The organism is Mycoplana azooxidifex, from assembly GCF_014196765.1.
Lineage (GTDB): Bacteria > Pseudomonadota > Alphaproteobacteria > Rhizobiales > Rhizobiaceae > Mycoplana > Mycoplana azooxidifex.
Genome location: NZ_JACIEE010000007.1, coordinates 249132 through 262179, shown reverse-complemented (window position 1 = coordinate 262179; position 13048 = coordinate 249132). Strand labels below are relative to the sequence as shown.

Here is a 13048-nt window from a genome sequence, read left to right as displayed (position 1 = left end):
GGCTCGCGCGATTGCCGGTGGTTCCCATTCCTATCGTCAAATCGTAGCCCGAGGCAATCGGGCCGCCCGTCGCCAACCGGTCGAAGTTGCATGCACCGGCGCATGTCCCGGACCCTTTCAAAGGACGCATTTCCCATCGTCCTCCGTCCTTTGCTGCGGTGCCGCGACGATAGTTCGCACCTATCGAAAATCGAGGTTTTATCTATTTCATTTATCGAGGCAACCTGTCTATGTTGCGCCGCGAAATTGACCTATCGCGTTGCAGCAATTTTCTGACAGGAGTTCCCATGGCCCTCATCAACACCCCCATCAAGCCGTTCAAGGCACAGGCCTTCAAGCAGGGCAAGTTCATCGAAGTGACCGAAGCCGACGTTCAGGGCAAGTGGGCTGTCTTCTTCTTCTACCCCGCCGATTTCACCTTCGTCTGCCCGACCGAGCTCGGTGACGTCGCCGACCACTACGACGAATTGCAGCGTCTCGGTGTCGAAGTCTTCTCGGTCTCCACCGATACGCACTTCACCCACAAGGCATGGCACGACAGCTCGGAGACCATCGGCAAGATCCAGTATGCGATGATCGGGGATCCGACCGGCACGATCACCCGCAACTTCGACGTCATGCGCGAAGGCGAAGGTCTCGCCGACCGCGGCACCTTCATCGTCGATCCGGACGGCGTGATCCAGGCGATGGAAATCACCGCCGAAGGTATCGGCCGCAATGCCGCCGACCTGCTGCGCAAGATCAAGGCGGCACAGTACGTGCGCGCGCATCCGGGCGAAGTCTGCCCGGCCAAGTGGGAAGAGGGCGAAAAGACGCTCGCTCCGTCGCTGCACCTCGTCGGCAAGATCTGAGACCGAACACGAACCGCCCCTTCGGATTGCTGAGGGGGCGGCATTCGCCCGCCGCGCTTCCTCGGAAGATCGTGGCCGCAGCTTATACATTTTGATGGAGCGCCCGATGCTCGACGACAATCTGAAATCCCAGCTCAAGGCCTATCTCGAAAAGGTCGTTCGCCCGATCGAAATCGTGGCGTCCGTCGATGACGGCGCGAAGTCGGCGGAGATGATGACGTTGCTTGGGGGCCTAGTCGAGCTCTGCGACAAGATCTCGCTCACCGAGCGGCGCGACTACGGCGAGCGGGCTCCGTCCTTTTCCCTCAATAGCCCCGGGCACGACATCCACCTGCGTTTCGCCGGCATCCCGATGGGCCACGAGTTCACCTCGCTTGTGCTGGCGCTGCTGCAGGTCGGCGGCCATCCGCCGCGCACCGAGCAGGCCATCATCGACCAGATCCGCGAGCTCGACGGCGAGCTGACGTTCGAGACCTATTTCTCGCTCTCCTGCCAGAACTGCCCAGACGTGGTGCAGGCGCTGAACCTGATGGCGGTGCTGAACCCGCGCGTCAAACACGTGGCGATCGACGGCGGCGTGTTTCCGTCGGAAGTCGAAAGCCGGCAGGTCATGTCGGTTCCGACCGTCTACCTCAACGGCGAGCTGTTCGGGCGGGGCCGGATGGAGATCGAGGAAATCGTCGCCCGGCTCGACACAAACTCGGCTGCCCGCGCCGCCGAGAAGCTCAACGGTCGTGACGCCTATGAGGTGCTCGTGATCGGCGGCGGACCGGCAGGGGCTGCCGCTGCGATCTATGCGGCGCGCAAGGGCATCCGCACCGGCATCGCTGCCGAGCGCTTCGGCGGCCAGGTGCTCGACACCATGGCGATCGAGAACTTCATCTCTGTCCGCCACACCGAAGGCCCGCAGCTCGCGGCCTCCCTTGAAGAGCATGTCAGGGAATACGACGTCGACATCATGAACCTGCAGCGTGCGGAAAAGCTGGTGCCGGGCAAGGACATGCTCGCCGTCGAGCTTGCCAATGGTGCGACGCTCCGCTCCAGGTCCGTCATCCTCTCCACCGGCGCGCGCTGGCGGCAGATGGGCGTTCCCGGCGAAGATCATTATCGCAACAGGGGTGTCGCCTATTGCCCGCATTGCGACGGCCCGCTGTTCAAGGGCAAGCGCGTGGCGGTCATCGGCGGCGGAAACTCCGGCGTGGAGGCGGCGATCGATCTCGCCAATATCGTCAGCCATGTGACTCTGATCGAGTTCGACAACAAGCTGCGCGCCGACGACGTCCTTCAGCGCAAGCTCCGCAGCCTGCCCAATACCGACGTGCTGCTTTCGGCGAAGACGACCGAGGTTCTGGGTGACGGCCAGAAGGTCACGGGTCTGACTTACGAGAACCGCATCGCTGGCCAGCGCCACACGCTCGCGCTCGACGGCATCTTCGTCCAGATCGGACTGCTGCCGAACACGGAGTGGCTGAAGGGCACGGTGGAGCTTACCCCGCGCGGCGAGATCGTCGTCGATCACCACGGGCAGACCTCCGTCCCCGGCGTATTTGCCGCCGGCGATTGCACCACCGTTCCCTACAAGCAGATCGTTATCGCGGTCGGCGAAGGGGCCAAGGCGTCGCTAGCAGCGTTCGACCATCTGATGCGGACGTCCGCCCCCGAGGCAGATTCCGTCAGGGCTGCCTGATGCCGCTTTCGCGCCGCGTCGGTAAGGCGCGGCGCACCTGCACGATGGATATGAAGCGGCTTCGCGGAGATCGATCGCGAGATCTGCGAGCCGCACACGGATCGAACGCCTCATGACGCTGCGTGAGCTGGAATACCTGATCGCCCTCGCCGACCACCGGCATTTCGGCCGGGCGGCGGAGGCCTGCCATGTCAGCCAGCCGACGCTTTCCATGCAGATCCGCAAGCTCGAGGAAGACCTCGGCGCGCCGCTGGTCGAGCGTTCGCCCAGGGCCGTCATGTTGACGCCGTTCGGCCGCGACGCCGTGGCCCGCGCGCGGCGGATCATGACCGAGGTCGGCGAGATGCGCCGCTCGGCGATGAGCTGCCGCAATCCGGAGACCGGATCGCTGCGGCTCGGCATTTTCCCCACGCTCGGTCCCTATCTCCTCCCGCACGTCGTGCCCCGGATCCGGGCGCGCTATCCGAAGCTGGAACTGCTGCTGGTCGAGGAGAAGAGCGAAAGCCTGATGGTGCGGCTGCGCGAGGGCAAGCTCGACGCCACCCTGCTGGCCCTTCCGGTCGACGATGAGCGGCTACAGACGGAATTCCTGTTCGAGGAACGGTTCCTGCTTGCCGTGCCCGCAACGCACGACCTGGCGAAGCGCCGTTGCCTCGCGCTCGACGAGCTCTCCAGCTACGACCTGATGCTGCTGGAGGAAGGGCATTGCCTCCGTGACCAGGCCCTCGACGTCTGCCGCGCCTCGGGTGCGGCCGAGCGTGGCTCTTTCCGGGCCACGAGCTTGGAGACGCTGCGGCAGATGGTCGGCGCCGATGTCGGTATGACGCTCCTGCCGGAGCTCGCGACGCGGTCCCCGGCCTCGGACCTTATCCGGCTCCTGCGCTTCGAGAATGCGGCTCCGAGCCGCCAGATCGCGCTGTGCTGGCGCAGGAGTTCGGCGATGGGCGACTTCCTGAAGGATCTGGCCTTGTTGTTGCGCGATATCTCGCAGACGCTTCTTGCCGACGAGCCCCTGGACAAGGCGAGCTGAAGGCGGCGGATTCCCGGTCGCGTCAAGGGTTCACCGACTGCATCGGCAGGCCGCAACTGCCTCCCTCCGGCGCGGGCAAAAACAGGGAACAATTAATCCTCCCGCTTTACGGCGCGTTCTCACTTTTCGCCTACAGATATACCCGACAACTTTTTAGGCAGGGCGATATCGTGGCATATGCAATCAAGGCAACCGTGGATGCAGAACCCGATCGCGCCACGCTCTCCGAACGGCTGTCGTTTGCCCATGCCCGGATCGAAACCTCGTTTCTCGAAGGCGGGGCGACACTGGTCTCCGTCATGGAAATGGTCAACGGCCTGATCGAGACGCTGGACCGCTTCACACGCACGCTGGATGGCGAGACGGCGGATGCGACGATCGAGGGGCTTAAGCGCACGATCAGCGACCTTGCGAACCTGCCGGAACTGGCCAGTACCCGCCAGGCGTCGTTCGACAGGATCTCCGATCTGTGCACCACCGCCTTCGGCCATGTCGACGAGATGCGCGAGACCTTTCGCTACCTGAAGGTCTTTGCCACGACGGTGAAGATCACCGGTGCCGGCCTTGCCGAGTTTGCGGAATTCGCGGACGAAATTCGCGAGCGCATCCTCTTCGGCGCCCAGGAGATAGACCGCTTCGCCATCGAGCTGGACCGCATGCGCGGGGAACTGTCGAACGCGCGCCTTCTTTCGGCGGGTATCCTCCGCGATTTCGAGGCGACGATCCCGACCGTGGTCGCCAACCTTGCCGAAAACACGAAGCGGATGAAGGCGCAACACGAGAGCATGGCGAAGCTGGCCGCCGAGGTCCGGACCGTCGCCGGCGCCGTCCAGCGCAAGATTGCCACGGCACTTTCGGCGCTGCAGATCGGCGACATAACGCGCCAGCGCATCGAGCACGTGCAGACGAGCTTCGTCCTGCTCGACGCGTTTCTCGCCTCGGCCGAGGCGGCCGCACTGTCGCCGAAGGAGCATGCGCGCGTGGAGGGAACGATCCTGCGCCTGGCCCATGCGCAGCTCGACGAAACGATGATCGATTTTCGCGAGAAATGCGCCAGCATCTTCTCGACCATCTCTTCCTTCAGTGCCGACGCCTCGCGCATCCTGGCGCTGCGCGATGACTTGGCTCGCCCGCGTAATGGCTCGGACGTGAGCATCCTCACGATCATGGCAGGCGACCTCGGCCAGGCCTGCGCGCTCGTGGCAGGTGTCGAAGGCCGCAGCCAGGATTCGACGGCGCTCGCGGCGTCGGTGACCGAGGCGGTCCATGCCCTGATCGCGATGATTGAAACGATCCGCCTCATCAAGACGGACATCCACCACATGGCCCTCAACTCCAACCTGCGCTGCTCGCGACTGGGTGACGAAGGGCGGTCTGTGAACGTGGTCAGCGGGGAGTTGCGCAATTTCGCCGGCAAGCTGGAAGCACCCGCCGACGCGGTCGTGGAGGAAATGCGCCTCGTCGAGACCGCGGCCGCTGCCCTGAGTGCTGCGCAGGAGGGGGATGTCACCTCCCTCGGTGCCCCCCTCGCCGACGCTCGTCAGGCCATTGCCACCGTTTCTGCCGAGATGGACCAGAGCATTGACGCCCTCGCAGAGGAAGGCAATGCCGTGTTCGGCCGCATAGCATCCGCCGTACAGGCGCTCGACTTCCAGAGCGACCTGGGTGACGTCCTGGAAGGCTGCGTGATGATCGCCGGCGACATGGCGGCCGGTGCCGATGCTTCATCGGCCGGTGCCGAAGAGCTCGGCAGGCGGATCTACGCCATCTACACAATGGCCCAGGAACGAGACATTCACCTGGCCTTCTTCCCTGCAGGTGCTGCGGGCGCACCGCTTCCGCAGCCGGTCGCGGCAAAGACCGACGAGGAACTCTTCGAGGACGCGCTGTTCTAAGGAGTCTTGCGCAGGTTTCAGCCCGCAGGGCGGATATGGAATTTCGCGACGAGCTTCGGGCTCAGGCCGCGGCGGCGACGACGGGGTGCGGGATTGCAAAACGGTTCGCCACCATCGCCTCGACCTCGTCGGCATAGCGCGCCGCATTGAGAATGGCCTTGTCGAGGTTGCTGACCCTGTCGGGCATCAGCCGGTGCAGGAAGGTCTTGTACTCGAACATGTCGCGATAGGCGGATCTCTCGATGATCGGCGTATCGAGCATGCGCACCTGCCGTGCCGCCAGCAGCTGCTTCACGGCCTGCAGGGCGCGGGTGGTCACGAGCGAGTTGACCCGTGACAGCAGGACCGCATGGGGAATGCGGATGCTGGCCTTTTCGTCGAGATATTTCAGGAGTTCCAGTACCTGGGCGCCGCCCTGGGCGTCCATCGTGCTGCCCTGGATCGGAATGACGACGAAATCGGACAGCCCGAGGGCGGTGGCGAGCAACGGCGACTGCGAGCCCGGCAGGTCGACGATCACGTAGTCGCTCTTCGACCGGTATTCGGTGATCGTGCGCGACAGCGAGGCGAGCGAGACGTAGGTGGCGACCGTGAGGTTTGCGACAGGTTCGGCGCCCTCGAACCACCGCGAGATCCACCGCTGCGGGTCCGTGTCGATGATCGATATGCGATGGCCGCGGCGGACGAGCTCGGTGGCAAGTAGAAGGACCGCCGTCGTCTTGCCGGCCCCGCCCTTGGTGTTGGCGAAAGTGATGATGGACATCGCGAACCTCGCATATCGGCAGGCCACCGTATCGGTGCCCGCCGTTCCGCACCGACCCGTGGTGCCCGACCATCTTGTGGAATTATGGTTAACCGCAGGTAAAGCGGACACGCCCGATGCCGGGTGTCACCGCCGGCGGTCCTCGGCGAGGATCTCGCGCGCGATCTGGCCAAGCGGCACGGTGCGGTTCACGCCGCCGCGGGCGATCGCCTCCTTCGGCATGCCGAAGACGATCGAGGTCGCTTCGTCCTGCGCGATCGTGTGGGCTCCGGCCTGATGCATCTCCAGCATGCCGCGCGCGCCGTCGTCGCCCATGCCGGTCATGATGACGCCCATGGCGTTGGAGCCGGCCGCGCGGGCCGCGGAGCGGAAGAGGACGTCGACGGAGGGCCGGTGGCGGGAGACGAGCGGCCCGGTGCGCACCGATATCTGGTAGCGCGCACCCTGCCGCTCCAGCAGCAGGTGGTGGTCGCCGGGGGCGATCAGCACGTGGCCGCGCAGGACCGGATCGCCATCCTCGGCTTCCTTGATCTCGACCTCGCACAGGCTGTTGAGCCTCCTGGCGAAGGCGGCGGTAAATTTCTCCGGCATGTGCTGGACGATGACCATGCCCGGCGCGTTCGCGGGCAGCATTTCGAGCATCTCGCGCAGAGCCTCCGTACCGCCCGTGGATGCGCCGACGCAGACGACCATTTCCGTCGTTCGCGCCATCGGCCTGCCGGACGGTGGCGGCAGGATCACGTCGGCGGTCAGCTTCTGCTGCGGGCCGGATAGGGAGGCCGAACGGGCCGCCGTTGCGGGCCGCTGGCGCAGGCGTGCCTGTGCTGCGCTCTTCACCGCCTCGCAGATGCGGGTCGCCTGCTCGGCCAGATGGTCCGCCGCCCCGATCCGTGGCTTGAGGATCACGTCGACGGCGCCTGCCTCCAGCGCCTGCATCAGCGTCTCGGTCCCTTCTTCCGTGAGCGACGAGCACATCACCACGGGGATGGGGCGCTGCGACATCAGCTTGCGCAGGAAGGTGATGCCGTCCATGCGCGGCATCTCGACATCCAGCGTGATGACGTCAGGGACTTCCTCCTGCATGCGCTTGGCGGCGATGAACGGGTCGGAGGCCGTGCCGATCACCTCGATCTCCGGATCGGACTGCAGCACGGATGCGAGCGTCTGGCGCACGCTGGCGGAGTCGTCGATGATCAGGACGCGAATCTTCCTGGCGGCCAAATGCTCACTCCTTTATGAAGACGGTGTTGGCGAGCTGGCGGACCGGAAGGTTCATTGCGGTGATGGATTCCGAATGCCCGATGAAAAGGTAGCCGCCGGGCTTCAGGCTTTCGCAGAGCCGCGTCAGCACATGCAGCTGCGTCTTCTTGTCGAAATAGATCAGCACGTTTCGGCAGAAGATCATGTGCATCGGTTCACCAACTCCATAGGTCGCGTCCATCAGGTTCAGGCGCATGAAGCCGACCTTGGCGCGCAGTTGCGGGGCAATCCGGACGACGCGGCGGGCGGAATCCCTTGCCTGCATGACGAAGCGGCGCGACATCTCCTTCGGCACGGGATCGATCATCTCGGCCGGAAAGATGCCGCGCCGCGCCTTCTCGAGCACCTCGGTCGAAAGATCGGTTGCAAGGATGGAATAGTCCGGACCACCGGCCTCCTTGCGGAAATCCTCCAGGACCATGGCCATGGTGTAGGGCTCGGCGCCGATGGAGCAGGCCGAACTCCACGTGCGGATGCGGCGCACGCCCCTGTCCTGAAGGGTGGGAAGGGCGACGTCGCGCATGTAGTCGAAATGGTTCGGCTCGCGGAAGAAATCCGTCTTGTTGGTGGTGACCACGTCGATCAGATAGATCGACTCCCGTGCCAGCCCGTCCCGGTCGAACAGATAGTTGCAGTAGTCGTCGAAGGTCGAAAGTCCGGTGGCGCGCAGGCGCCGGCGCAGGCGGCCCTCCAGCATCGTCACCTTGGTCGGAGGCATCTTTATGCCGCTGTAGTCGAAGATGTAGGCGGACAGCCGCTTGAAGTTGCGAGAACTCAGGCTGTCGCTGTGAGAAAAGGACGCAGCGATGGACACAGGAAAGCGCCTCTCAGGCCACTGCCGCGGCTGCGGCGGATGCGATCGCCGCGCCGCCATCGGAGAAGAGCCGGGCGAGATTGATGATGACGACGAAATCACCCTGCCGGCGGACGACGCCCTCGATGTATTCGGAACGCCAGCGCACGCCGATATCCGGGGCATCGTCGATCGCATCCCGGTGGAAGGGCGTCACTTCGAACACCTTGTCCGCCACCATTCCGAGGCTGAGCGTCCGTTCGCCGATCGGAATGTCGAGGACGAGCACGCGCGTGTGCGGCGTCCTGACCGTCGGCGACATTCCGAGTCGGAGCCGCAGATCGATGACGGGGACGCCCTGGCCGCGCACGTCGCGCAGCCCGAGAAGGTAGTCCGGCCCGTGCGGGATCTTGAAGGCCTCCTCGTGGTCCAGGATTTCCCGGACCACGGTGACCGGCACCGCGAAGACCTCGTCTCCGAGCGCGAAAGTAACGAACTGGAAGTTGGCGGCGTTGCTGTTCATGGTCATGCACTCTTCTGGAAATCGGCGTCCTCGTCGTCGGGCCCGCCCATTGACATGTCGAGGGCAAACCCCTTGGCGCGGGCCTGCTGGGCGGCGACCGTGTGTGCGGCGTGCTTGCCTGTCGGTGCAGGTGCTGCCGGCCGGGTCGGGCTTGCTGGCCGGGCGGCCTGCCGTGTCGGGGCGGCCTGTGGGTGTCCCTGGGCCTGGCGGGCATGGGCTGCGGTGTCGATCCGGAAGAAGGCGATCGAGGCCTGCAGTTCCTCGGCCTGCGCGGCGAGTTCCTCGGAGGTTGCCGACATCTCTTCCGAAGCGCCGGCGTTCTGCTGCGTCACCTTGTCGAGCTGCTGGATCGCCTCGTTGATCTGGGATGCGCCGATGTCCTGCTCGCGGCAGGCAGCCGAGATCTCGGCCACCAGCTCCGCCGTCTTGCGGATATCGGGCACCAGCCGGTTCAGCATGTCGCCGGCCTCGGTCGCCACCTGCACGGTCTCGCCGGAAAGCGCGCTGATCTCGGCGGCGGCGGCCTGCGAGCGTTCGGCGAGCTTGCGCACCTCGGAAGCGACGACGGCGAAGCCCTTGCCGTGCTCGCCGGCACGCGCCGCCTCGACGGCTGCGTTGAGCGCCAGAAGGTCGGTCTGGCGGGCGATCTCCTGGACGATCGAGATCTTCTCGGCGATCGTGCGCATGGCGCCGACGGCCCGGCCCACGGCCTCGCCGCTGGTCTCGGCGTCCTTGGCCGACTGGCGGGCGATCTTTTCGGTCTGGGCGGCGTTGTCGGCGTTCTGCTTGATGTTGGAGGCCATCTCCTCCATCGAGGCGGAGGCCTCCTCGGCGGACGAAGCCTGTTCGGTGGCACCCTGGGAGAGCTGCTCGGAGCTCGAAGACAGCTCCTGGCTGCCGGACGAGACGTTGTCGGACGCCGCGAGTGCATCGGCGACCACGCCGCGAAGGCGCTCGACCATGCTCTGCAGGGAGATGCCCAGCGTGTCCTTTTCCGACAGCGGCTTCGGCGTCACGGTCAGGTCGCCGTTGGCGATCTGATCGGCGACGTTCGCCGTGTTGCGCAGGTTGCGGGTCATGATGTTGATGGTGTCGACGACATCCTTGATTTCGTCGTTGGTGCGGATCTCCACAGTCTGGTCGAGGTCGCCGATGGCGACGGCCTCCGCGACCAGCTTGATCTTGTTGAGACCTTTGTTGACGCCGAGGGCAATCCACAGGGCGGCGGCGATGGAAAGCACGAAGGCGATCATGGCGAGCGTGATGAGGGTGTAGAATGCCGTGTCGTAGCGTGCATCGGCAAGCGCATCGGAATCATGGATCGCTGTTTCGGTGAGTGCCGCGAGGCCTTCCGTCAGCGCGTCGAGCTTGCCGGCAGCGATTGCGCCTTCCGACTGGTTCACTTCCATCGCCAGGTCGCGCTGGCCGGAGGCGACGAGGGAGGAAATCCTGTCGTTGATGACGAGGTAGTCGTCCCAGAACGCGCGGATTTCCTGCCATTTCTCCTTGAACGCGCCGGTCGCATGGTTCTGGCCGTCGTTCAGCGCCTTTTCGAATGCCTGCCGCTCTTCGGCGATGGTCGCCTTGGCCTTGCTGCTGCGCTCGAGCGTGGTGGCCATCAGCAGGTCGCCGTCGGCAAGACCGAGCCCGTCGAAAGCGGCAGCGACGTCGTTGGCGTAGTCGTCCTGGTGGATCGGCCCTTCGATGAGCTCGTTGCGCATCGTGTTCATTTCGCCGAGGCTGCGAATGCCGATGCCCGCCGACAGGCAGAGGAGGGTTATGAGGAAGCCGAACGCGAGGGCCAGCTTGAGTTTTATGGTGAGGCGCATTCGGTGCTCCTTGGCAACCTTGTTCAGGAAAGCGCGGCCGGTGGCTGCGCCCGTTATGCGAGAAGACCGATACACTCACTCTTCCGCGGGCCGCGGATGCGGCCCATGGTGCCGACGCTTACACGCGCCGGAGCGATCGGCGGGGCGCTGCATCAGGTGCTGCGCCCCGCTTCCATCGTTCGGACTAGGCGCTCTGCCGGAAATCGGCGTCCTCGTCGTCGGGGCCGCCCATCGACATGTCGAGGGCAAAACCCTTGGCGCGGGCCTGCTGTGCGGCGATCGACTGACCGGCCGGGGTGCGGGCGGGCGCTGCCGGCCGGGCCGGGCTTGCGGGTCGCGGTGCCTGCCGTGCCGGCGCAGGTCGAGCCTGTGCCTTTGCCTGGCGGGCCTGGGCATTGTCGATCCGGAAGAAGGCGATCGACGCCTGCAGTTCCTCGGCCTGCGCGGCGAGCTCCTCGGAGGTCGCCGACATCTCTTCCGAAGCGCCGGCGTTCTGCTGCGTCACCTTGTCGAGCTGCTGGATCGCCTCGTTGATCTGGGATGCGCCGATGTCCTGCTCGCGGCAGGCAGCCGAGATCTCGGCCACCAGCTCCGCCGTCTTGCGGATGTCGGGGACCAGCCGGTTCAGCATGTCGCCGGCCTCGGTCGCCACCTGCACGGTCTCGCCGGAAAGCGCGCTGATCTCGGCGGCGGCGGCCTGCGAGCGTTCGGCGAGCTTGCGCACCTCGGAAGCGACGACGGCGAAGCCCTTGCCGTGCTCGCCGGCGCGCGCCGCCTCGACGGCCGCGTTGAGTGCCAGAAGGTCGGTCTGGCGGGCGATCTCCTGGACGATCGAGATCTTCTCGGCGATCGTGCGCATGGCGCCGACGGCCCGGCCCACGGCCTCGCCGCTGGTCTCGGCGTCCTTGGCCGACTGGCGGGCGATCTTTTCGGTCTGGGCGGCGTTGTCGGCGTTCTGCTTGATGTTGGAGGCCATCTCCTCCATCGAGGCGGAGGCCTCCTCGGCGGACGAAGCCTGTTCGGTGGCGCCCTGGGAGAGCTGCTCGGAACTCGAAGACAGCTCCTGGCTGCCGGACGAGACGTTGTCGGAAGCCGCCAGCGCATCGCCGACCACGCCGCGGAGGCGCTCGACCATCGCGTTGACGTGGCCGAGCAGTTCGCCGATCTCGTCGTTCTGAGTGATCTCGGCGGTGCTGGTCAGGTCGCCCTCGGCAACGGTGCGCACGGCCGTCGTCGCCCGTAGCAGGCCGCGGCTGATCGTCAACGAGATCCAGATGGCCGCGAGAAGCGCGATCACGGCTGCGACGGCGGACACGGTGATCATCACGTTGCGAGTGTTCTCGTAGGATTCCTGTGCGTGGTTGGTCGCGTCGGCCAGCTGCTGCTTGGAAAGCGTGACCAGTTCCTCGACGGCATCGTCGAGCGCGTTTGCAGCTTCGCGACCGTCCGTGACCGACACGCGCTCGGCCTGGTCGGCCGCGCCGCTCTGCATCAGCGCGCGGATCCTGTCGTCGGCGGCATCCGCATCGGCTACGAGTGCCTGGATCTTCAGCCAGCGCGGGCGCCCCTCTTCCGTCGAGATGGCGAGCGCGCCGACGAGCGCCTCCTTCAATTCGGCCCTGGCCTCGTCGCCCTTGGAGCGTGCGGCCTGGATCTCCGCCGGCGTGTCGGCGCCGACCATGTTCTTCTGCTGGCGGATGCTCTGAAGCTGCGCGATGTTGATGTTCTGCACCAGTTCCAGACGCGTCACCGGGCCCTTGGTCATGGCGACGACGGAGTTGTTGAGCTCGGCCAGGCTGACGACCGCGTAGGCTGCCGTGCCCAGGAGAAGAATGATGAGCAGGGCAAAGGCGAGGCCCAGCTTCAGCTTGATCGTGAATTTCATGATAGCCCTCTAAAGTCCCTGATTGTTCCCTGCTGCCGATCCGGACCGTTCGTCTTGGGAAGCGAAGATCGCCCGGAGGTTAGGGAGAATGATGAATTCGCCGCCCCGCTTGACGAGGCAATCGATGTAGTCCGCGCGCCAGCGCATCCCCACGCTGGGAGGCGGCTCGCTTGCAGCCCGTGGCAGCGTCGTCACCTCGTAGACGCGATCCGTGCGGATGCCGACGAGCGTGGGCTCGCCGTCGAGGTCGAGCTCGATGACGACGATGCGGCTGTCGATGGTCGGCTCCGTGGCCTCCATTCCGAAGGCGAGCCTGATGTCCGCGAGCGGAATGACCTTGCCGCGGAAGTTGATGACGCTGCCGACGAACGATTTCGACCCCGGCACCTGCGTTTCCGGCAGGAGGTCGAGGATCTCCTGCACCACCGTCGCCTCGATGGCGAAGGTCTCTCCGTTGAGGTTGAAGGTCAGGACGGAGAGCTCCTCGGCGCCGTTCCACAGTTCGTCGATATCATGCCTTGCCGCCACCATT

At 65.4% G+C, this 13048-nt stretch carries 11 protein-coding genes; 4 read left to right on the top strand and 7 right to left on the bottom strand.

The window, feature by feature from the left end; genetic code table 11:
• Window positions 1-287: 287 nt before the first annotated feature.
• From ahpC to GGQ64_RS17895, 4 genes are all read left to right on the top strand, one after another.
• Window positions 288-851: an alkyl hydroperoxide reductase subunit C gene (gene ahpC, locus GGQ64_RS17910; protein ID WP_183806677.1), complete on the top strand. Its 564-nt coding sequence runs from the start codon at window positions 288-290 to the stop codon at window positions 849-851.
• 106 nt (window positions 852-957) lie between these two features.
• The gene (ahpF, locus tag GGQ64_RS17905) at window positions 958-2538 is read left to right on the top strand and encodes an alkyl hydroperoxide reductase subunit F (RefSeq protein ID WP_183806676.1); all 1581 of its coding nucleotides are present in this window, start codon (window positions 958-960) and stop codon (window positions 2536-2538) included.
• 112 nt (window positions 2539-2650) lie between these two features.
• Window positions 2651-3568: a LysR substrate-binding domain-containing protein gene (locus tag GGQ64_RS17900; RefSeq protein ID WP_183806675.1), complete on the top strand. Its 918-nt coding sequence runs from the start codon at window positions 2651-2653 to the stop codon at window positions 3566-3568.
• A 170-nt stretch (window positions 3569-3738) separates the two neighbouring features.
• Complete coding sequence (locus GGQ64_RS17895) at window positions 3739-5463, top strand: chemotaxis protein (RefSeq protein WP_183806674.1); 1725 nt, start codon at window positions 3739-3741, stop codon at window positions 5461-5463.
• Window positions 5464-5524: 61 nt separating this feature from the next.
• Here the strand turns inward: GGQ64_RS17895 and GGQ64_RS17890 are convergent, their stop codons facing one another.
• The 7 genes from GGQ64_RS17890 to GGQ64_RS17860 form a co-directional block, all read right to left on the bottom strand.
• On the bottom strand, window positions 5525-6226 hold the full coding sequence (locus GGQ64_RS17890; protein WP_183806673.1) for a ParA family protein: 702 nt from the start codon (window positions 6224-6226) through the stop codon (window positions 5525-5527).
• Between the two features lie 126 nt (window positions 6227-6352).
• Complete coding sequence (locus GGQ64_RS17885) at window positions 6353-7447, bottom strand: protein-glutamate methylesterase/protein-glutamine glutaminase (RefSeq protein WP_183806672.1); 1095 nt, start codon at window positions 7445-7447, stop codon at window positions 6353-6355.
• Window positions 7448-7451: 4 nt separating this feature from the next.
• Entirely contained in the window at window positions 7452-8300 is an 849-nt protein-coding gene (locus tag GGQ64_RS17880; protein WP_343059509.1) for a CheR family methyltransferase, read from the bottom strand.
• A 13-nt stretch (window positions 8301-8313) separates the two neighbouring features.
• A complete protein-coding gene (locus tag GGQ64_RS17875; RefSeq protein WP_425488519.1) occupies window positions 8314-8808 on the bottom strand; it encodes a chemotaxis protein CheW in 495 nt (164 codons plus the stop codon).
• A complete protein-coding gene (locus GGQ64_RS17870) occupies window positions 8805-10631 on the bottom strand; it encodes a methyl-accepting chemotaxis protein (RefSeq protein ID WP_183806670.1) in 1827 nt (608 codons plus the stop codon). The genes GGQ64_RS17875 and GGQ64_RS17870 overlap by 4 nt, the downstream gene beginning before the upstream one ends.
• Before the next feature lie 184 nt (window positions 10632-10815).
• Window positions 10816-12516, bottom strand: coding sequence for a methyl-accepting chemotaxis protein (locus GGQ64_RS17865; protein WP_183806669.1), 1701 nt, complete (start codon window positions 12514-12516; stop codon window positions 10816-10818).
• Window positions 12517-12525: 9 nt separating this feature from the next.
• The gene (locus GGQ64_RS17860; RefSeq protein WP_425488518.1) at window positions 12526-13047 is read right to left on the bottom strand and encodes a chemotaxis protein CheW; all 522 of its coding nucleotides are present in this window, start codon (window positions 13045-13047) and stop codon (window positions 12526-12528) included.
• Between the last annotated feature and the right edge of the window lies 1 nt (window position 13048).